The organism is Yoonia sp. R2-816 (genome assembly GCF_046762905.1).
Classification (GTDB): Bacteria; Pseudomonadota; Alphaproteobacteria; order Rhodobacterales; family Rhodobacteraceae; genus Yoonia.
Window position 1 is genome coordinate 81,399 of sequence record NZ_JBKQXN010000316.1, and the last position, 19,884, is coordinate 101,282.

The 19,884-nt window shown below is 59.4% G+C and carries 23 protein-coding genes; 11 read left to right on the forward strand and 12 right to left on the reverse strand.

Translation table 11 applies throughout. The annotated features are described in order from the left end of the window. Positions 1 to 10: 10 nt before the first annotated feature. Positions 11 to 814, forward strand: coding sequence for a hypothetical protein (locus ACFWW2_RS21470; protein WP_393931676.1), 804 nt, complete (start codon positions 11 to 13; stop codon positions 812 to 814). A gap of 20 nt (positions 815 to 834) precedes the next feature. Continuing rightward, positions 835 to 1,794: an endonuclease/exonuclease/phosphatase family protein gene (locus ACFWW2_RS21475; RefSeq protein ID WP_393931678.1), complete on the forward strand. Its 960-nt coding sequence runs from the start codon at positions 835 to 837 to the stop codon at positions 1,792 to 1,794. Here the strand turns inward: ACFWW2_RS21475 and ACFWW2_RS21480 are convergent. Next, a complete protein-coding gene (locus ACFWW2_RS21480; protein ID WP_393931680.1) occupies positions 1,729 to 2,637 on the reverse strand; it encodes an epimerase in 909 nt (302 codons plus the stop codon). The genes ACFWW2_RS21475 and ACFWW2_RS21480 overlap by 66 nt on opposite strands. Before the next feature lie 96 nt (positions 2,638 to 2,733). Between ACFWW2_RS21480 and ACFWW2_RS21485 the strand changes: the two genes are divergently transcribed. The 5 genes from ACFWW2_RS21485 (at position 2,734) to ACFWW2_RS21505 (ending at position 7,308) form a co-directional block, all read left to right on the forward strand. Next, positions 2,734 to 3,630: a LysR family transcriptional regulator gene (locus ACFWW2_RS21485; protein ID WP_393931682.1), complete on the forward strand. Its 897-nt coding sequence runs from the start codon at positions 2,734 to 2,736 to the stop codon at positions 3,628 to 3,630. A 92-nt stretch (positions 3,631 to 3,722) separates the two neighbouring features. Beyond that, positions 3,723 to 4,067, forward strand: a complete 345-nt coding sequence (locus tag ACFWW2_RS21490; RefSeq protein WP_393931684.1) for a hypothetical protein — start codon at positions 3,723 to 3,725, stop codon at positions 4,065 to 4,067. 204 nt (positions 4,068 to 4,271) lie between these two features. Next, a complete protein-coding gene (gene leuB, locus ACFWW2_RS21495; protein ID WP_393931686.1) occupies positions 4,272 to 5,378 on the forward strand; it encodes a 3-isopropylmalate dehydrogenase in 1,107 nt (368 codons plus the stop codon). A gap of 188 nt (positions 5,379 to 5,566) precedes the next feature. Continuing rightward, a complete protein-coding gene (locus ACFWW2_RS21500; RefSeq protein WP_393931688.1) occupies positions 5,567 to 6,235 on the forward strand; it encodes a VPLPA-CTERM sorting domain-containing protein in 669 nt (222 codons plus the stop codon). 107 nt (positions 6,236 to 6,342) lie between these two features. Further along, complete coding sequence (locus tag ACFWW2_RS21505; protein ID WP_393931690.1) at positions 6,343 to 7,308, forward strand: DMT family transporter; 966 nt, start codon at positions 6,343 to 6,345, stop codon at positions 7,306 to 7,308. 51 nt (positions 7,309 to 7,359) lie between these two features. Here the strand turns inward: ACFWW2_RS21505 and ACFWW2_RS21510 are convergent, their stop codons facing one another. The 3 genes from ACFWW2_RS21510 to ACFWW2_RS21520 form a co-directional block, all read right to left on the reverse strand. Further along, complete coding sequence (locus ACFWW2_RS21510; protein WP_393931869.1) at positions 7,360 to 8,904, reverse strand: FMN-binding glutamate synthase family protein; 1,545 nt, start codon at positions 8,902 to 8,904, stop codon at positions 7,360 to 7,362. A gap of 132 nt (positions 8,905 to 9,036) precedes the next feature. Continuing rightward, on the reverse strand, positions 9,037 to 9,846 hold the full coding sequence (locus ACFWW2_RS21515) for a division plane positioning ATPase MipZ (RefSeq protein WP_393931692.1): 810 nt from the start codon (positions 9,844 to 9,846) through the stop codon (positions 9,037 to 9,039). A gap of 110 nt (positions 9,847 to 9,956) precedes the next feature. Beyond that, on the reverse strand, positions 9,957 to 10,469 hold the full coding sequence (locus ACFWW2_RS21520) for a DUF4329 domain-containing protein (protein ID WP_393931694.1): 513 nt from the start codon (positions 10,467 to 10,469) through the stop codon (positions 9,957 to 9,959). Between the two features lie 378 nt (positions 10,470 to 10,847). Here ACFWW2_RS21520 and ACFWW2_RS21525 point away from each other — a divergent pair, with 378 nt between their 5' ends. Continuing rightward, positions 10,848 to 12,131: a DEAD/DEAH box helicase gene (locus ACFWW2_RS21525; RefSeq protein WP_393931696.1), complete on the forward strand. Its 1,284-nt coding sequence runs from the start codon at positions 10,848 to 10,850 to the stop codon at positions 12,129 to 12,131. 56 nt (positions 12,132 to 12,187) lie between these two features. On the opposite strand, the gene ACFWW2_RS21530 is transcribed toward ACFWW2_RS21525, so the two are convergent. Next, entirely contained in the window at positions 12,188 to 12,862 is a 675-nt protein-coding gene (locus ACFWW2_RS21530; RefSeq protein ID WP_393931698.1) for a lysophospholipid acyltransferase family protein, read from the reverse strand. A 190-nt stretch (positions 12,863 to 13,052) separates the two neighbouring features. On the opposite strand from ACFWW2_RS21530, the gene ACFWW2_RS21535 reads away from it, so the two are divergent. Next, positions 13,053 to 13,445 carry a four-helix bundle copper-binding protein gene (locus ACFWW2_RS21535; RefSeq protein ID WP_393931700.1) on the forward strand — a complete coding sequence of 131 codons (393 nt, stop codon included), beginning with the start codon at positions 13,053 to 13,055 and terminating at the stop codon, positions 13,443 to 13,445. Between the two features lie 82 nt (positions 13,446 to 13,527). Here the strand turns inward: ACFWW2_RS21535 and rpmE are convergent, their stop codons facing one another. The 3 genes from rpmE to ACFWW2_RS21550 form a co-directional block, all read right to left on the reverse strand. After that, positions 13,528 to 13,749, reverse strand: coding sequence for a 50S ribosomal protein L31 (rpmE, locus tag ACFWW2_RS21540; RefSeq protein WP_320238226.1), 222 nt, complete (start codon positions 13,747 to 13,749; stop codon positions 13,528 to 13,530). Positions 13,750 to 13,760: 11 nt separating this feature from the next. Beyond that, a complete protein-coding gene (gene rplS, locus ACFWW2_RS21545) occupies positions 13,761 to 14,144 on the reverse strand; it encodes a 50S ribosomal protein L19 (RefSeq protein WP_393931702.1) in 384 nt (127 codons plus the stop codon). Between the two features lie 289 nt (positions 14,145 to 14,433). Then, positions 14,434 to 15,015, reverse strand: coding sequence for a YceI family protein (locus ACFWW2_RS21550; protein WP_393931704.1), 582 nt, complete (start codon positions 15,013 to 15,015; stop codon positions 14,434 to 14,436). Between the two features lie 200 nt (positions 15,016 to 15,215). Between ACFWW2_RS21550 and ACFWW2_RS21555 the strand changes: the two genes are divergently transcribed. Continuing rightward, complete coding sequence (locus ACFWW2_RS21555) at positions 15,216 to 15,857, forward strand: VPLPA-CTERM sorting domain-containing protein (protein WP_393931706.1); 642 nt, start codon at positions 15,216 to 15,218, stop codon at positions 15,855 to 15,857. Here ACFWW2_RS21555 and trmD read toward each other — a convergent pair. Beyond that, the gene (gene trmD / locus ACFWW2_RS21560) at positions 15,830 to 16,633 is read right to left on the reverse strand and encodes a tRNA (guanosine(37)-N1)-methyltransferase TrmD (RefSeq protein WP_393931708.1); all 804 of its coding nucleotides are present in this window, start codon (positions 16,631 to 16,633) and stop codon (positions 15,830 to 15,832) included. The two genes, ACFWW2_RS21555 and trmD, sit on opposite strands and share 28 nt — an antisense overlap. A gap of 392 nt (positions 16,634 to 17,025) precedes the next feature. Here trmD and ACFWW2_RS21565 point away from each other — a divergent pair, with 392 nt between their 5' ends. Continuing rightward, entirely contained in the window at positions 17,026 to 18,213 is a 1,188-nt protein-coding gene (locus tag ACFWW2_RS21565) for an elongation factor Tu (protein ID WP_393931710.1), read from the forward strand. Positions 18,214 to 18,252: 39 nt separating this feature from the next. Here ACFWW2_RS21565 and ACFWW2_RS21570 read toward each other — a convergent pair whose 3' ends face one another. From ACFWW2_RS21570 to rpsP, 3 genes are all read right to left on the reverse strand, one after another. Continuing rightward, on the reverse strand, positions 18,253 to 18,642 hold the full coding sequence (locus ACFWW2_RS21570; protein ID WP_393931712.1) for a VOC family protein: 390 nt from the start codon (positions 18,640 to 18,642) through the stop codon (positions 18,253 to 18,255). 79 nt (positions 18,643 to 18,721) lie between these two features. Beyond that, positions 18,722 to 19,231, reverse strand: coding sequence for a ribosome maturation factor RimM (gene rimM, locus ACFWW2_RS21575; protein ID WP_393931714.1), 510 nt, complete (start codon positions 19,229 to 19,231; stop codon positions 18,722 to 18,724). A 210-nt stretch (positions 19,232 to 19,441) separates the two neighbouring features. Then, on the reverse strand, positions 19,442 to 19,861 hold the full coding sequence (gene rpsP, locus ACFWW2_RS21580) for a 30S ribosomal protein S16 (protein ID WP_393931717.1): 420 nt from the start codon (positions 19,859 to 19,861) through the stop codon (positions 19,442 to 19,444). Between the last annotated feature and the right edge of the window lie 23 nt (positions 19,862 to 19,884).

Here is a 19,884-nt window from a genome sequence, read left to right on the forward strand (position 1 = left end):
GGTTCGCGCAGTGCTCGTCGTGATATTGATCGGGCTTCCTGCGGCGCTTGTCCCCGGGCGGTCCAGTGACGGGACGCAGGTTATCGTCCTCATCGCGATTTTTGCGGCCCTTTTCACGCTGGTGGAATATAGCGCCAGTAGCCCAAGCCTTGTCGAATTTCGTGATGCACCGCCGTTTAACCGGGTCCGGTTCTGTGCCCTGTTCGCCACGGTGTTGTCGCTGTCGATTATCTTTCGGGGTTATGTAGCGCCGTCGACGCTGACTGAGTTTTTTCAGATGAGCGGGGCGCAGATCGGGCGGATGATTGATTTTCCCTATTCGCCGGTCCGGTTGATGGTGTCGATCATGCCGCCATCTGCCACCCCACAATATGTCGAGACAATGCGCGATGCAGCCGGGTTCAGCTATCTGCTGTCGCTGTTGTCGATCATCTGGTTTATGATTCTGCTGCGTCTGCAGCAATGGCCCCCGCGGGGCGGATCGTTCAACGTCTGGATCAACCTGCCAACATTCGACCCGACATCGGGTGGCGATGTGGTCAAACGCCTGCGCCGGGATGGCTGGATTAACATTATCTTAGGGTTTCTGCTGCCCTTCTTGGTGCCGGCGATGGTGAAGTTTTCGGGCTATCTGGGGGCACCCATTCGCCTTGACGATCCGCACACCATGATCTGGACGGTGACAGCATGGGCATTTTTGCCTGCAGGTATTCTGATGCGGGGGATTGCGCTGACCCGTGTGGCCCGCATGATCCATCAGCAGCGCCAAAAGGCCTCAAAAAAGGCGGCGGCCGATCGGTTATTGCCTGCCTGATTTTGACCGGCCTGCCGCTAGTGGCAGCCGCTGACACCTATCGGATTGCCACCTATGCCACCCCGCTCAGCCGTGATGGTCCGGGCCTGCTGCTGCGTGATATTCTGAAGGCCGAGGACAGCCAGATCGCGACCAGTCAGGCGGTCATCGCCCATATCGCCCCGGATGTACTGGTTCTGACTGATTTCGATTATGATCTTGATGGCGTTGCCCTGAACGCCTTTGCCGACACGTTTGGTGATTTGTTTCCGCATCGCTTTGCATTGCGTCCGAACACCGGTCTTGCCACAGGTCTGGATCTGGATCGCAACGGGCGACTGGGTGAGCCGCGCGATGCTATCGGCTATGGTCGTTTTGCCGGTGATGGGGGCATGGCGATCCTGTCGCGTTTCGCGCTGAGCGAGGCGACGGATCTTTCGGGCCTGCTATGGCGGGATTTGCCGGGTGCCACGCTGCCCGAAGGGTTCTACCCGCCAGAGGTGCTGGAGGTGCAGCGCCTGTCCACATCAGGCCATTGGATCGTGCCAGTTGACCTGCCCGATGGGCCGCTGTCGCTGATGGCTTTTGCCGCGACCCCGCCAGTGTTCGACGGGCCAGAGGACCGCAACGGATTGCGCAACCGGGATGAATTGCGGCTCTGGCAGGTTGTACTGGATGGCGGATTTGGTCCTGCGCCGGACAGTTTCGTGATTGCGGGCAATGCAAACCTTGACCCGGCAGATGGCGACGGGTTTTCAGACGCCATGGCAGATTTTCTCGCGGATCCCCGGCTGCAGGATCCGTTGCCGGGGCTTGATACCGCGGACTGGCCCGAAGAGGGTGGACCAGGCAATCTGCGGGTCAGCTATGTGCTGCCATCTGCCGATTGGCGGGTTGCCGACGCGGGTGTCTATTGGCCCGCGCCGGGGGCTGGATTACTCGGCAGCGATGGTCTTGCCGCCGGACCGCATCATCTGGTCTGGGTGGATATCAGCCGGTAGGCCAGTGCGCATGACCTGATCCAGACCGGTGGGGCGAAAGCCCGGCAGCAGCCGGTTGAATTTGGCCGATCCGATTTGATGCGGCATGCTGTAAAGATAGCGCATTTCACGCATTTCGCGGGCCAGTTCCCAGAACGGGGCCAGCGCGGTCATCAGCCACCAGGGAAAGTGAGCCAGCCGCAGCCTGCGGGGCGAAACGGCCTGCAGTTCGGCCAGAAGCTGATTGGTGGTAAAGGCGTGGCCGGGAAAGGGCACGTCTTCGAACTGCGCCAGGTCGTGCCGCTTTTCGGCGAGTGCCAGCGCCGCCTGCGCCCAGTCGGGCATATAGGCATAGGCCTGCAGCGCATCCGGATCGCCCGCCGCTGTTACCTTGCCTTTGCCGATTTCGCGCAAGGCCAGCAGGCTCATGTAATCGCCATTGCCTTTGGGGTCGATGAAATTGCCTGCCCGCAGAATGATCGTCTGCACGCCAGAGGCTTTATAGGCGCCCTCCATCGCGACCCGGACCTGGCCTTTGCGCGTTTGGGCGGTTTGCGGGGTGTTTTCATCCAGAACACCGGGTTGATCACCGAAATTGTAGATGTTTCCGGGGATGATCACAGTCGCCCCGGTGGCCTGGGCTGCAGCGATCACCTGTTCGGTGATCGCCGGGATCGCTTCGGCCCAGTTGTGATAGGCGGGCGGGTTCAGGCCATTGATGATGACATCGGCACCCTTGGCCGCCGTGACCATATCGGTGCCGCGTTCAAAGTGACGCACGGCCCAGCCTGCGTTCCAGAACGCGTCGGCGGCATGGCTGCCGATCTTGCCGTTGGCACCAAGAATTAGAACTGTCTGCTGCATGGGATCGCTCCTGTTGATGGGCAGTTGCAGCCAAGATGATCTATTCATGTCGTCAAATAAATTGCCGAAAATCGCAGATCATGTATTCATGAATGAATGGATAAGCCGCTCTCATCATTGGACTGGTCACTGGTGCAAGCCTTTCTGGCGGTGGCCGAAACCGGCAGCCTTTCAGGGGCGGCCCGCGAACTTGGCACTAGTCAGCCGACGCTGGGCCGCCAGATCAGGGCGATCGAGGCGCAACTGGGGGCCGAGCTGTTTCGCAGGCAGCCGCGTGGCTTTGCCCTGACCAAGACCGGCGCCGATCTCGTCGCCCCGGCGCAGGCGATGCGCGCCGCCGTCCAGCAGATCGCACTGACCGCCGCGGGCCAGCAGGCCCGGTTGGAAGGCACCGTGCGGATCACCGCCAGCGTGGCCACATCGGCCATGCATCTGCCAACGGTCATCGCGCGTATCCGCAGGCTGGAGCCCGAAATCGCCATTGAACTTGTCCCCAGCGATGACAGCCGCAACCTGCTTTATCGCGAGGCGGATATCGCCGTGCGCATGTACCGCCCGACCCAATTGGACCTGGTAACCCAGCATATCGGGGATATCCCGCTGGGGGTCTTTGCCGCCAAATCCTATCTGGCCGACCGGGGCAGGCCGCAATCCCTGGCTGATCTGCCGACGCATGATTTTGTCGGCTATGACACGAACCCTGACATAATCAATGGGTTTGCCGAATTTGGCATTCCGGTCGAACGGGAGTTCTTCAAGACCCGCTGCGATGACAATATCGCCTATTGGGAACTGGTGCGCGCGGGCTGCGGGATCGGGTTTGCCCAAGCCGATATCGGGCGAAACGATCCGTTAATTGAAGAGATCGACATCGGCATCCCGCTGCCCACCTTGCCAGTGTGGCTGACTGCGCACGAGGCGATGCGCCAGACCCCGCGGATCAGGCGCGTGTGGGACCTGCTCGCAGAGGGATTAAAGCCGCTGGTTGTCTGACCAGATCTGACCGCGGCACGCCCGTCGCCTTAGTTTTGCCAGCATGATATTCAATGATGGCATCGTTTGTAAGTTATTAGGGAAAGAGAGACATGAAATTGCCCGGTATTTCGGTATCCGCACTGTCGCTGATTTGCGCGAACCTTGCGGTGACCGCCCATGCCCATTCTGACGAAATCAAATGTGACACAACCTATGTGGTCGAAAAGGCAGACAGCCTGTCGAATATCTCTGCTTGGGCTTATGGCACAACACAGGAGGTTGAAAACCTTCACCAGCGCAACAGGCTGATTATCGGACCTGATCCGGGCAGTCTTGCCGTTGGGATGGAACTGTTCATACCTTGTCTCGATGAACCGGTGACGGCAAATGCGGAAGGCGAGACGTCGGCGACCGCTGAAACGGCGGAACCTGCCAGCGGTGATGAAACCAACTAGGGTCAGGCCCTATTCATCTTACGACGCCAGCGCGCATTTGATTGCGTTTATTTGAGCAGGTCGTGTTTGCTGCGACCCGCAATGCCCGTTGGTAGTGATGCCACGCGTCCCCGTTTCGGGGCAACCATATGTCGCCGTTTGCTTGCACCTTTGCAGCGGTCACGCTAGGTCGAGGCGAACCATAATTGTGACAAAAGGTGCCTCATGCCAAACCCATCCCTCTTGATCCTCGCCGGTGACGGCATCGGCCCCGAAGTCATGGCAGAGGTAAAGCGGATCATCGACTGGTTTGGCGACAAGCGTGACCTGACATTTGATGTGTCAGAGGATCTGGTGGGGGGCTGCGCCTATGATGCCCATGGTGTGCCTTTGACGGACGCAACGATGGCCAAGGCGCAAGAGGTTGACGCGGTGCTGTTGGGTGCTGTGGGCGGCCCGCAATATGACAATCTGGATTTCAGCCTGAAGCCCGAGCGCGGGCTGTTGCGCCTGCGCAAGGAAATGGACCTGTTTGCCAATCTGCGCCCGGCCCAGTGTTTCGACGCGCTGGCTGATTTTTCTTCGCTGAAAAAGGATGTGGTTGCAGGCCTTGATATCATGATCGTGCGCGAACTGACCTCGGGTGTCTATTTCGGTGAGCCGCGCGGCATCCATACCGAGGACAACATGCGCGTGGGCATCAACACCCAGCGTTATACCGAGGCCGAGATTGAACGGGTTGCCCGTGCCGCCTTTGATCTGGCGCGCAAACGGTCGAACAAGGTCTGTTCGATGGAAAAGGCCAATGTCATGGAAAGCGGCATCCTGTGGCGCGATGTGGTCACTGAGGTCCATCAGACCGATTATGCCGATGTTGAGCTGAGCCATATGTATGCCGATAACGGTGCGATGCAGCTGGTCCGCGCGCCCAAGCAGTTCGACGTGATCCTGACCGATAACCTGTTTGGCGATATCCTGTCGGATTGTGCGGCGATGCTGACGGGGTCATTGGGTATGTTGCCGTCCGCATCGCTGGGTCTGCCGATGGCCAATGGGCGGCCCAAGGCGATGTATGAACCTGTCCACGGTTCAGCACCGGATATTGCCGGGCAGGGCAAGGCGAACCCGATCGCCTGTATCCTGAGCTTTGCGATGGCGCTGCGATATTCCTTTGACGAAGGGGCCGAAGCGGATCGTCTGGAGGCCGCAATCGAAAAGGTTCTAGCGGATGGCGCGCGCACAGGTGATCTGATGGGACCGGATGATGGAACGCCACTGTCCACCACACAGATGGGTGATGTGATCATCGCTGCATTGGGCGCGAGTCTATAGTATCGAAATCAACCAAGGGCCGTGCTCGCCGTGGGCGACTGGCAGAGCGCCCTGCACGGCCCGGTTGAAAGTGTCCGGAATGTGGTGTTTTTCGGGTGTAACGCTGGCAATTGAGGCCAAAAAAAGGTAGTGTTAACAGAAGGTAAACACGAGTTCGATAATCGGTTATAAAAATTATTGGAAAAACAATGAATTATATCGTCAAGAGAATCGCGGCAGCCGCAGCGGCTACACTGATCGCGATGCCAGCAATGGCAGCTACCATCAGTTTCGACTTTATGAATGGCGGGCCAGCCCACAATTCCTCGGGCTACGGCAGCTATTCTGCAACAGTTGACGGGCTCAGCGTTGATGTGACCGCAGGACGCTACCGTGCACCCGCAGGTCAGCCCAACGACACGATCATCGATAGCGACTGTTCCGACGGCGGTTGCGGTTTCTGGGGTCATCGTTATGTGCGCCAGACCAATGCCGGTCTTGGGATTGATGGTTTCTGGGACGGCAGCTCGATTGATGGCAACCACGGCAACGATCTGATCACCTTTGCATTCGACCGCGTTGTTGATTTCACCTCGATCCTGTTCACAGGTGTGGATTGGAATGATGACTTTGACGTTTTCGTTGATGGCACGCTGGTCCGTGAGGAAATCAATATCTCGAACAGCAATCCATTCAGCCTGGCATCGCTGACCGTGGCCTCTGGTCATTCGATCAGCTTTGGTGCCGATGGTCGGTTTGACAACTTCCGGATTGGGCGTATCGACGTTGATACCGCGGCCATACCGCTGCCTGCCGGTGCACTTCTATTGCTGACCGGTCTGTTTGGTCTTGGGTTCCTGCGCCGCCGCGCAGCCTGATCACAGTCTGATAGAAATATGCAGGGGCGGTCCATTGGGCCGCCCCTTTGCGTTGACCTATGGTCATTCCTTTGTCAGTTAGCGGTAACTGCACAAAGGATTGACCCATGTCCCCAAATGTCAAAGGTGCCTTGTTCGCATTGATCGCCTTTGGCGTGTTTTCCACCCATGATGTGTTCGTCAAATTCCTGGGCGGCATCTATTCACCCATTCAGATCGTGTTTTTCAGTGTGCTGCTCAGCTTTCCGCTGGCGACTGTGATGCTGATGCGCGATGCGACACCCGGCACATTAGTGCCGGTGCATCCCTGGTGGCTGGCCTTGCGGACCGGGGCGGCGGTAGTGACGGGTGTGTCGGCATTCTATGCGTTTTCGGTCCTGCCGCTGGCGCAGACCTATGCGATCCTGTTCGCCTCGCCCTTGTTGATCACGGTGCTGGCCATTCCGGTGCTGGGCGAAAAGGTGCGCCTGCGCCGCTGGCTGGCGGTACTGGTGGGACTCGCGGGCGTGCTAGTGGTGCTGCGGCCCGGACAGACCGAATTGTCGCTGGGCCATCTGGCGGCCTTGTCCGCCGCGATCTGCGGGTCTGTGGCGTCCATCGTGGTGCGCAAGATCGGGTCAGAAGAACGGCCTGTGGTCATGCTGCTTTATCCCATGGTGGTGAACTTTGTGGTCATGGCCTGCGCCCTGCCATTCGTTTATCAGCCGATGCCGATTGAGCATCTGGGCATGTTAGGGATCACTGCCGTCTTTGCCTGGATCGCCAGCCGCTTTGTCATCGCCGCCTATCAGGTGGGCGAGGCGGCGATCATCGCGCCCATGCAATATAGCCAGATCATCTGGGCGACCGGGTTTGGTCTGCTGTTCTTTGACGAGGTGGTTGATCAGGCCACCATGATTGGCGCAGGGATTATCATCTGCAGTGGTCTGTATATCGTACTGCGCGAAAGCCGCAGCGGTACGTCTGAAAATACGCCGGTCCTGCGCACACGGTCGCGGTCAGAAACGGGCACCACACCACGGGTCAGCATGGTCATGCGTCTTGCTGGCAAGACACCGCCCCGGCAGGAGTGAGCCGCAAGAATTTTCAGAAAATTCTTGGCAATTTCCTTTGTAAGGAAATTGTCAGCGCGCGGCCTCAGGTGGTGCGAAACTATGGGCATTTGCCCGGGCCCAGCGTTCTTTGTAGCCGTGTTCATCCGGGCTGTCGTCCAGCAGAAAGCCCTCGGGCATGTAGGTATAAACATCCGCCGCTTCGGTCATCTGCCCATCGCTGCGCCGTGCCATGAAGTGATAGGGTAGGAATTCGCACGGGTTTTTCAGCCCTGCCGCCCCGGCCATTTCACCCAACGCTTTCAGGGTGTTGTCATGAAACCGCGCCACCCGCTGGCTTTTATTGCCCACATCCAGCGCACGTGCGCGCAGCGGGTCCTGCGTGGCCACGCCCACAGGGCAGTGATTGGTATGGCAGGCCTGCGCCTGAATGCAGCCGATGGCAAACATATAACCGCGGGCCGAGTTGCACCAATCCGCCCCCAGTGACAGCGCCCGGGCGATGTCAAAGGCGCTGACCAGCTTGCCCGCCGCCCCGATCTTGACCTGATCGCGGATGCCGGCGCCGCGCAACGTGTTGTGCACGAATGTCAGCCCTTCCACCATTGGCATGCCGACATGGTTGGCGAATTCCAGCGGGGCCGCACCTGTGCCCCCTTCGGTGCCGTCCACCACAATGAAATCCGGCACGATACCCGTTTCCAGCATCGCCTTAACCATGCACATGAATTCGCGCCGGTGCCCGATGCAAAGCTTGAAACCGACCGGCTTGCCCCCTGATTTTTCGCGCAGGAGCCCCAGAAACTCCATCAGTTCAATCGGGTTGGAAAAGGCGCTGTGGGCTGCGGGTGACACGCAATCGATGCCCATCGGCACGCCGCGCGCCTCTGCGATCTCTGGCGTGATCTTGGACGCGGGCAGCATCCCGCCATGGCCCGGCTTGGCCCCCTGGCTCAGCTTCACCTCGATCATCTTGACCTGATCGCTGGCCGCCTGTTCGGCGAATTTGTCAGGGTTGAAGCTGCCATCATCATTGCGGCAACCGAAATAACCTGACCCGATTTCATAGATCAGATCGCCGCCCGGTTCGCGGTGATAGCGGCTGATCCCGCCTTCGCCGGTGTCATGGGCGAACCCGCCCATCTTGGCCCCGGTATTCAGCGCCAGAATGGCATTGGCCGACAGCGATCCAAAGCTCATCGCCGAGATATTATAAAGCGAGGCGGAGTAGGGTTGCTTGCAATCCGGTCCGCCGATCATCACCCGGAAATCGTTATCGTCGAAATGGGTGGGCTGCACCGAATGGGTGAGCCAGGAATAGCCAGCCTCATACACCGCTTCCTGCGTGCCGAAGGGGCGTTTGTCCTCTTCGCCCTTGGCGCGCTGATAGACCAGTGAGCGTTGTTCGCGGCTGAACGGCTGTTCGTCCTGATCGCTTTCGATCAGGTACTGGCGGATTTCGGGGCGGATCCCTTCGAACAGAAACCGCATATGGCCCAGCACGGGATAGTTGCGCAGGATCGAATGGCGCGGCTGTTGCAGGTCACGAAAGCCCAGCACCGAAAGGGCACCGAAGCCAAGGCACAGGATGAACACCCACGGAATCCAGAAACCCACAACAAAGCAAATCACTGTCAGGGCGCAAACCAATGCCAGCGTCGTAAACCGTTCCAATTCCCACAGATTTCGCAAAATGGATCCTCCCAGATTTGGATTGGATGTTAGGTGGGCATAACGGGAAGCGGAAGGCTAGAAATCCGGTGTGACACCCGGCAGATCAAGCGCTTTGATCAACTCGCGCAGTTCCTGCCGTGCGGCGATGTTGGACATGCTCAGACTGGTCACGCCGATATCACGCAGATCCAGCAAGGTCAGACCGCGGGGAAAGAGTTCCCGAAACACTACGCGTTCGCTAAAACCGGGGGCGGCCCGAAACCCGATCCGCTTGGCCAGCTTGGCAATCGCGCGCTGCATCTTTTCCTTGTTGATCATCGCTGTGGTCCCCAATCGGTTGCGCACCACCACCCAATCGATGGGGTTCATACCCGCCTGCGCCCGCATCTGGCGCGCGTTCCAGACCATTTCGGAATAGACCGACGGGCCGATAATCTCCTCCCCCTCGCCATCCACATGGGCCAACAGATCGAAATCCACGAAACTGTCATTCAGCGGTGTGATCAATGTGTCTGACATGGCGTGCGCCAACTGGCTGAGCCTTGTGTGGGAGCCGGGGCAGTCGATCAGGATGAAATCGCAGACATCATGCATCGCCTCGACCGCCTGTGACAGGGCCTGGTCCTGCGCATTCTGGCCCGGTTGAAGGCTGGCGGGGTCAATATCTGGCAGTTCGGCATAGTCAGGCGTGGGCAGGTTCAACCCTTCCTTTGCAAGGAATGACTGCCTGTTGGCGATATAGCGCCCCAGCGTCTGCTGGCGCAGGTCAAGGTCCAACGTGCCGACCTTGTGGCCCATGCGTGAAAGCGCGGTGGCCACATGCATGGACACGGTGGACTTGCCCGCGCCACCCTTTTCATTGCCCACAACGATGATATGCGCCACGCAGTCTGCCCCGGTCTTTGGTGATTTGACGCACATTATGATGGGGGTGCGCGCAGGGAAAGCGCTACATCAGGTCAGTGGCCAGTTTTTTGGTCGTTGCGATAGGTGGGCTACTCTTCCAGTCGCTTGACCAGATCATCATAGGCGTAGCTGTCGGCGACAATGCCCATGTCACCGGCGACAAAGTCAGCATCGCTGGGCAAGCAGCCCAGCCCACAGACCTGAAAGGTCACCATATCCGTGGTGTCGATATACCACAGACGCCCGCCGGGGGTGGCGACCCAGCCGTCGATCCCTTCCTCCTCATCACCTTCCATATCGTCGCCGCTGGGAACCTCATTAAAGTAGTCGGGGGTGAAGGCACCGTGCGTGTGATAAGAGGCGGTGATGACCGCGATGTTCTGCGGATCATCGGACAGGCACGACGCCTCATCCCCGCGCGTTGGTGGCGAGGCGATAAGCACGCCTGCAGCATCAAACCCGACATAGCCGCAGTATTCGACATTTTCACGGATCGAAACGGGTTGCAGCGATGCGAACACACCCATGACAAGGCTTTGTTCATCGGCAGGCTGGGCCAGCGCGCCGACAGGCAAAAGCAACAGGGGGATCAGGTGTTTCATCATTGGCAACCTCACAATCTTTATGATCCCTCACCTACTGGATTTGGGTTGATCGCGAAATGAGGATCATGCGCCACGACGCAGGGTTTTCCGGATCCCGGATCAACGCTGACCTTGACAGCGGCACTGCAAACCCTCATGTGCCAGTCAACCGATGCAAGCTGCCGCGTGAGCAGAGCGGGACAAATGTCCATCGCAAGGCATCGACCAAACCTCCCGGTTCCCACATCACGCAGGGGTCCCGCGCCAGATCGGCGCCCGGACAATGCGGTTCAGGCTGTCAGCATATGGCGCAACCTTGCACGCGTTCATGACATCCGGTCATGGGCCGACATATATGCGCGGGGCTTGCCCCGCAGACAATAGGATATCCATTCCATGGATTTTGACATGCTGGGCCTTGCGCCCCGATTGATTAACATACTGAAAGAACAGGGGATCACCGATCCCACCCCGATCCAGAAACAGGCCATTCCGCACGCCATGAACGGGCGCGACGTGATGGGCCTGGCTCAGACCGGCACCGGCAAGACGGCGGCCTTTGGCCTGCCGATGATCCACGCCCTGATGAAGGCCGGGGTCAAGCCGAACCCCAAGACGGTGCGCGGTCTGATCCTTGCGCCCACTCGCGAACTGGCCAAGCAGATTGCCGACAACCTGACCGCCTATACTAAGGGCAGCCATCTGAAAGTGGCGCTAGTGGTCGGTGGTGCCGGCATTGTTGCCCAGACCAAGCGGCTGGCAAACGGTGTTGACCTGCTGGTCGCCACCCCGGGCCGTCTGATCGACCTGCTGGACCGCCGCGCGGTGCGGCTGGACGAAACGATCTATCTGGTGCTGGACGAGGCCGACCAGATGCTCGACATGGGGTTCATCCATGCCCTGCGCCGGATCGCACCCCTGCTGGCCAAGGATCGCCAGACGATGATGTTTTCGGCCACCATGCCGAAACTGATGAATGAACTGGCCGATACCTATCTCAAGGACGCGGTGCGTGTGCAGGTGAACCCGCCGGGTCAGGCGGTCAAGAAGATCAACCAGTCGGTGCATTTTGTGGCGCAAGCCGCCAAGATGGACCTGTTGGTCGAATTGCTTGATGCCCACCGGGACGAGTTGGCGCTGGTCTTTGGCCGCACCAAACATGGCTGCGAGAAGCTGTATAAAGTGCTGGAGAAAAAAGGTTTCGCCGCCGCATCCATCCACGGCAACAAGTCCCAGGGTCAGCGCGAACGCGCGCTTGCCGCCTTCAAGGCAGGCAAGGTGCGTGTGCTGGTGGCCACGGATGTGGCCGCCCGGGGCATCGATATTCCCGATGTGCGCCATGTCTATAACTATGATCTGCCCAATGTGGCCGAAAACTACGTTCACCGGATCGGGCGGACAGCAAGGGCCGGGGCCGATGGCGCCGCGATTGCGCTGGTCGCCCCGGATGAGATGATAGAGCTGCAGGACATTGAGAAAGCGATGAAGGAAACGATCCCTGTCGCCTCCGGTCGCCGGTGGGAAATCCAGCCAGGCCAGAAAAAGCGACCCAATGGTGGTGGCGGCGGACGGCGTGGCGGCGGTGGCGGTCAGCGGCAGGGTAAACCGGCCGGTGGCAAGCCCGCCGGACAGCGGCGGCGCAGTGGTGGCAACCGGTCACGCGGAAAATCGGCGGCCTGATCTAGGAAAACCGGTCCCGGAGCTGATCCGGGACCTCACCGGTGCCGGCGATCCATTCAGTCGTTCAGAAGTGTTTCCAGATGGGCGTTGAACGCTTCACGCTCCATTGAGGTATCAAGCTTTTCGATAGGTGTGATCGTCACGCTGACATGCCTGCGCCCTTTGGTGATGCCCAGAAAGCTCCAGAAAAGATCATGCTTTGCATACTGAAACTGCCCCAGCCCATCAATCTTGAGCAGCATCAGCGGTGTGTTGGGCTGTGCCCTGATGATGTCATGTACGCCTGACAGGTAGGGTTCGACGATCTCTCTTTCCTGACGGCGAACACGACCTGCCGGAAACAGCAGAAGGGAATCTCCGCGGGCCAGGCTGTCCCGGATGGCTTGCAGCGTCTGCGTCTTGCGGGCTTTGCGCTTCTCCTCGGGCCAGCTTTTGGGCGAGCTCATCGGGATGGCCCCTGCGACCATCATGGGAAACCACTGAACCCAGTTGTAATATTCGTGGTAATGCACCGTCGGCCTGATCCGCATCGTCGAATAAAGCAGCGCGGAGATCAGCGGCCCGTCATGGCGACTGACATGAGTGGCCAGGATCAGCGTGCCATGTTGGTCCTGTAACAGGTGCTTGTTGGCACAGCTGACATTGTAGAACAGCGCATAATAGGTGCGAACCAGAACAAAAAAGAAATGCCGCAGCCACTTGCCGACGGTCGCGTCAAGGAAAGCTAGCATTTGGGATGTTCGGGTTGGTTTGATCGGAACATGAAAACTCTTCTGCGCTTTGGCGTCACCTTATCAACCTGCGTCTGAATGTAATCCCGACAGGGTGGTTTTCGGATCATCTTGTCGCATTCCCGCATCAGCCACGCGGAACCAATCTGTGGCCAAGATGTTTTCCTGTTGTAAAGAAAAAGGAAATCCCATGTCCATCAAGGAAATGATTGCCGAACACCCCGATGTGGCGGGTCATGACAACGACATCCTGACCGAAGCGGTACGGCACGCCATGTATTGTGCCGCCATCTGCAATTCCTGCGCTGACGCCTGCGCGGCAGAACCAGACGCCGCGGATCGCGGGGACTGCATCCGCAAATGCATGGATTGCGCCGATATCTGCAACGCGACCTTCCGGGTGGCCAGCCGGCGGACCGGTGCAAATGAAGAGGTCCTGAAGGCGATGCTGGAGATGTGCGCCGAGGCCTGCGACACCTGCGCCGAGATGTGCGAGATGCATGACGACGCGCATTGCGTTCGTTGCGCACGCATGTGCCGGGAATGTGCGGCAGATTGCCGGAAGGCTGCGCAGAACCTTTGATCGTTGCTGCTCAAAAACAAACGCCGCCCCAAAACGGAGCGGCGTTGCAACAACGTAAGATGGGTCTTGACCCATCCCGGTCTTAGAAACCCAGACCGGCGTATTTGTTCTTGAACTTCGACACGCGACCGCCGGCATCCATCAGGCGGGTGCCGCCACCGGTCCAGGCCGGGTGAACGGAGGGGTCGATGTCCAGCGACATGGTGTCACCTTCCTTGCCCCAGGTGGACTTCATCTGCACCACTGTGCCATCGGTCATCTTGACGTCGATGATGTGATAATCGGGGTGAATATCTTTTTTCATAGCTGACGTCCTTACGCTTCAGCGCCCTTGGGGGCCTTGTAGTTTGCGACCTCTGCGATCCGTGCGGATTTACCACGGCGCGAACGCAGGTAATACAGCTTGGCGCGGCGCACGCGACCACGGCGGACGACCTCGATGCTGTCGATATTGGTGGAATAGAGTGGGAACACACGTTCCACACCTTCACCAAAGGAAATCTTGCGAACGGTGAACGACCCGGCGATGCCTTTGCCGTTCTTGCGGGCGATGCAGACGCCTTCGTAGTTCTGCACACGGGTCCGTGTGCCTTCGGTCACTTTGTAACCGACGCGGATGGTATCACCCGCTTTGAAATCGGGGATATTCTTCCCCAGCTGAGCAATCTGCTCGGCTTCGAGTTGTGCGATCAAATCCATGATCCGCTCCTAAAATCTAGCACGGGTTGTCCCGTGACGTGTCTTCGTGGCGTCAGAGCTGCGTGTCGTTTCCGGGTCCGGTCATGCCGCCCGCCGCAGGGTGCCGTCATCGTTTGTTTTTTGTGATCGTCCGGCCTGTCTGGTGGATCATGACCCAACGAAGGGTCGTCCAGCGCTCCAGCGGTTCCATAGATCAACCCCCGGAATCGGTTACCCGATCCGAAGATGCGCCCGTATACGAGCCCCGGTGCATCGGATCAAGGGGTCATACCTTCAAAAGTGCCTGTTTTCAGGCTGTCGCGTCGAAGATCAGCCGTAATGTCACCGGGAAGGTCCGGGTGATCCCGTCCAGCCCAGCAATCTCCATCAGCGTATCGATCCCGGCATTGATCCCGGCCTCTTCGGTACTGACGAAAAGCATGCTGTTGGTCGTCACCAGCACCTGATCTTCGCTCATGCGCATGATGAACACATCCAGAAACACCGGAATGTCCTGCCCCAGAAAACCCACATCTCCCTCGATCTCGGTCACGGTGCTGTCGCCGACACGCAGCGCTGCAATCTGGTCCATGTCGACATTGGCCGTCAGGGTGGCCGTGGTTGCCGGGCCAAAGACATGTTCCTGCATCCGTTCGTTGCGGATGTCGATATTGGTTTCGACCGATGTCAGGTCGATGTCGATCACTGCCTGTCCGTCATCGTTCACGCTGCCAGACAATCGCTGGAATACATGCGCCTCGCCGGTGTCGTCATTCTTGATCGATCCGAAACCCAGAACTGATCGGTCGCTGTCTAGCGTCCAGGTGTCAGCCAGGGCGGCGGTAGACATCAGGGTAAGGGCAAGTGTGGCGGTCTTGAAGATCGTCAGCATGAGGTCGCTCCATTCGATGAAAGCAGGTCCAGTGCGTCCTGCCCTCTCAGCCTTAGCGCATACACTATCGGATTTCAGCCCATGGGCGCGAGATTGTGAACGGCATGCAACCACTGCGGCCGCGGTTCGGGATTACGCCAACAATTGTCAGAAACACGTTTTTCGACTATGCTATCCGCATTTAAGGAAAGGATTTTGTGATGTATAAGATCATCTGCATTTTTTGTGCGCTGTTTACATTCACCACTTCTGCCAGCGCCGCCACCTTCAGTTACGACCTGATCTTGACAGCCGTCACTGGTCAGGGCGAACCGCAGGGCGTTGGCTTTTTCGGCTCCGCCACGGTGGGTGAAATGGGCACCGGTGGCGCCATCATCGATGAGACCGAGACCGATTTCAACTTTGCCCTCCAGGACGCGTTTTTCAGCGCCCAGATCGGCGGCGGCACCGCCGGATCGTTCTTTCAAAAGACATTTGCGCAGGACAGCAGCGCCGGAACGGTGACGATCAGCGGCCAGTTGGGCGGGCTGACGGGCATTTTCCCGGGTTATTTCATCTCTGCCGGGGCGTATGAGTTCGTCTACACCAGCACGCCCGGGTTCCTGCCCATCACATCAGCTGCCGATCTGACCATGTTCCTGTCAGGGGCCAGTATGTCAGGCTTTTTCAGCGGGGCGTTCGTGTCCTTGGCGGATGACAATATCGGCTTCAACCAGACCGTCAGTTTCGAAGGCTCCACCGCGCCGATCCCGCTGCCAGCAGGGATGGTTCTGCTGTTGTCGGGCCTTGGCGCGCTGGGGCTGATGCGCCGCCGTCAGTTATTGCCCTTGCGCGCCTTATAGGCCGCCCAAAGGTCGGGCCGCCGGTCCTTGGTGATATCTTCGGCCATGGCCCGCCGCCACTCCGCGATCTTGGCGTGATTGCCTGACAGCAGCACGTCCGGGATCGCGTGGCCCTGCCATTCGGCAGGTTTGGTGTATTGCGGATGCTCCAGAAGGCCGGTGGCAAAGCTTTCCTCGACCGCGCTTTCGGCATTGCCCAGCACGCCGGGCAACAGGCGCACGGTGGCGTCGATCATCGCCTGTGCTGCGATCTCTCCGCCGGTCAGGACAAAATCGCCAAGGCTAACCTCCTGAACACCGAAATGCGTCAGGACCCGTTCGTCCACCCCTTCAAAGCGTCCGCAAAGCATGGTCACCCCGTCGCGCCGCGCCCAGTCCCGCGCCACCGCCTGATCAAAGCGGCGCCCCCGTGGCGACAGATAGACCAGCGGCATGGTCCCGCGCGCCCCGGCGCGGGCATCGGTGATCGCGGCCTCAAGCACATCGGCGCGCAGGACCATACCGGCCCCGCCACCGGCAGGCGTGTCATCGACATTGCGGTGTTTGCCGATGCCGTAGCGGCGCAGATCAAAGGTTTCGAGTTGCCAGATCCCGTCCTGCAACGCCTTGCCCGTCAGGCTTTCGCCCAGCACGCCCGGAAAGGCCTGCGGAAACAGCGTGATGATCTGCGCCGTCCACGCACCAGCAAGCGCCGGGGTATCGGTCATCAGCTCACGCGGCTGCAGGGTCGGGCGGACCTTGATGCGGCCAGCGGATTTCGGGGTCTTGTCTGTCATGGCGCTGTCTTAGGGGATTTCACCGCAGGTGCAAACTTTCTCTTGCAATGTGAAATCACAGTCCTTATCTGCCGCGGCTCAAACCCAGAGGATACCCGTCATGATGATGGTCTTGGACAAACTGAACCTGCGCGCTGCATCAGCCTTTGCTGTTGCAAGCGAAGACGCATGGAAATTTGACCTGCCTCTGTGACTAACACTCCCGGGGGCCGATGGCCTCCGATACGGTTCCGCAATGTGACCCCGGATGGCCAAATGCCCGCCGGGGTTTTTCATTTCGGGCCATGATTGACTCGACACTAGAATTTGGCGCGCCAGATACCAATGGCCGCTTCGTGTCCGCTTGGCCAGCGGATGCGCGGCGGCGCTCGTAGCGAAAAGGAGAACCAGAAATGGCTACGAAACTGAACATTAATGTCGGCACCATCGGTCACGTCGACCATGGGAAAACGACCCTGACCTCGGCCCTGACGCAAGTGCAGGCCGCCCGCCTTGGCGGACAGGCCATGTCGTTTGACCAGATCGACAAGGCGCCCGAGGAAAAGGCGCGCGGCATCACCATCAACACGTCCCATGTGGAATATAGCTCTGACACCCGGATCTATGCCCATATCGACTGCCCGGGCCACGCCGATTATGTGAAGAACATGATCACTGGCGCGTCCCAGATGGACGGGGCGATCCTGTTGGTGGACGGCACCGAAGGTGCGGCCAAGCAAACAATCGAGCATATCCTGCTCGCCCGTCAAGTGAATGTGGGCCACATGGTGGTCTTTGTGAACAAGATGGACATGCTGGATGACGCCGACCATGCCGACATGGCCGAACTGATTGAGCTGGAAACAGGTGCGTTGCTGGAGGCGCAGGGGTATCAAAACACCCCCTTCATCTTCGGCTCTGCCCTGCAGGCGCTTGAAAAGGCCGTCGCAGGTGAGATCGACGCGCCCGAAGTGGGTTGTGTGAAAGCACTGGTCGACGCGATGGACCGTCATTTCCCGGATCCCGTCCGGGATTATGACAGCCCGTTCATGATGCCGATCGAGGCCGTGCACACCATTCCGGGCCGTGGCACCGTGGTGTCCGGCCGGGTGGAGCGTGGTGTCGTTCGCGTTGGCGAAGCGGTCGAAATCATCGGTCTGGCCAATGACGGGGCCGAGGTGGTGGTCACCGGAACGCAGGCCTTCCGGCGCGATATCCCGGAGGCACGGGCCGGTATGAATGTCGGTCTGCTGCTGCGGGGCCTGAAACGGGACGAGGTCCAGCGCGGCCAGATCCTCAGCGCGCCGGGCGTGGTCAAGCCGTTCACCGCCGGTCGGGCCGAGATCTTTGTGCTGAACGCCGATGAAGGGGGCCGTCATAAGCCCTTTTCCACCGGCTACAGCCCGCAGTTCTATTTCGGCGTGACCGATGTCAGCGGTGTGGTCAGCGTGACGGGTGATCTGCCCGTGATGCCCGGTGACCGGGCCGAGGTCGGGTTTGTCCTGCACAGGCCCGTCGGCATTGAACCCGGTGTCCGCTTTGCCCTGCGCGAAGGCGGCCGGACCGTTGGTGCAGGTGTGGTAACCGACGTCACCGCCTGAAAGCCATAGCTGGGGCCCTGCGCAATCGGGGCCCCGGCACTAACCTGCCACGATTTCCACCTTGATTCGGTCAGGGTCTTCGACAAACAGCGCATAGTAATCCGTGCCGCCATTGGCGAACGGATAGCGGTCATCGTAAAGGCAGGTGATACCCTGCTGCTGGCAATAGGTGCGCAGGCTGTCCACGGTCGGGCGGTCTTTGACCGTGAACGCCACTTGGTTCAGACCGACTGCGCAGCGATGATAGGGGCGCGACGCGTGCCGGTCTTCGACCTGAACAAAGGTCAGATAGGCGTCTTTGCCGTTCTTGAGCGTGAAACCCTCATCCCAGGCATCCGATTGGGTGTAGCCGATCTGCCCCAACAGGCCGCGCCAGAACGCCTGAGAGGCGGCAAGGTTGGACACGTAAATCTCGACATGATGTAGCATCGCGGTCTCCGATTATAGTCGAGGCACTTCTGCGGGTATCATGCGGCCTGAGTGGGACAAGGCAAGGCATGACCTTGCCCTAGTCGGGAAAACTGCCCAGTGGCGGGTCCGCGATGATCCGGCCGGCGGTCAGATCCACGGTGGGCACATTGGCCTGGGTAAAGGGCAGCAGTACGGTTTCGGCCTGGCCCGGTACGGCGACTTCAAGCAGATCGCCAGCGCCGTGGTCCATCACGTTCTTGACCGTGCCAAGCGTGGCGCCGCCTGTGTCCAGCACGGTGAGGCCGATCAGGTCGGCATAGTAGTATTCGTCATCCGGGAGGGACGGCATCTGCGCCCGGTCGGCATAAAGGCTGACATTGCGCAGCGCGTCCGCGTCTTCTTTGGTGATCACGCCATCCAGCCGGGCGGCGAAACCGTTCTTCATCTGGCCGGTTAGGACGACTTGCGCAAAGGCGCGCCCGTCTTCGGTATAAAGCGGGGTGTAGTCGGCGATGGCGGCAGGATCGGCGCAATAGGATTTCAGGCGGACCTCGCCCTTGACGCCAAATGCGCCACCGATGGCCCCAACGATTACGCGGTCAGTCATTGGTCAGGTCCACTCCTACACAGATATCATCGATCCAAAGCCCACCCCCCCTGGTGCATGTATCCTGTGCATTGTTTCGTTCAAACAGGATGCCCGCAACGAAAGCGAAACCTGTGAGGATGATCAAACGCAGCAGGCGGAACATGCGGCCTCATAAAGCCAGGGATGGGCCCGCCCCAAGCTTCAACGCTCGGGGCAAGGCAAGGGGTCTTACTCTTCAGCCGCAGCTTCTTCGGCTGGGGCGTCCTCTGCAGGGGCCTCTTCCGCAGGGGCGTTGGCGGCTTCTTCAGCAGCCTTGGCCTTTTCTGCCTTCTCCTCGGCGCGGGCCTGTGCGGCTTTGCCAGGTGTGCCCTTCTTGGGGTTGCTGCGGTCTTTCTTGGGCAGCTCGCCAGCAGCTTCCAGCATGCGCGACACACGGTCGGTTGGTTGTGCGCCTTCGCCCAGCCAGTACTTGACCCGCTCCATGTTCATCTTGACGCGCTCTTCGCTGTCCTTGGGCAGCATCGGGTTGTATGTGCCCAGTTTCTCGATGAAGCGGCCGTCGCGTGGCATGCGGCTGTCGGCGGCGACAATCGCATAAAACGGACGTTTCTTTGAGCCGCCACGGGCCAGTCTGATCTTCATTGCCATCTGGTTTTCTCCTTTAAGATGGG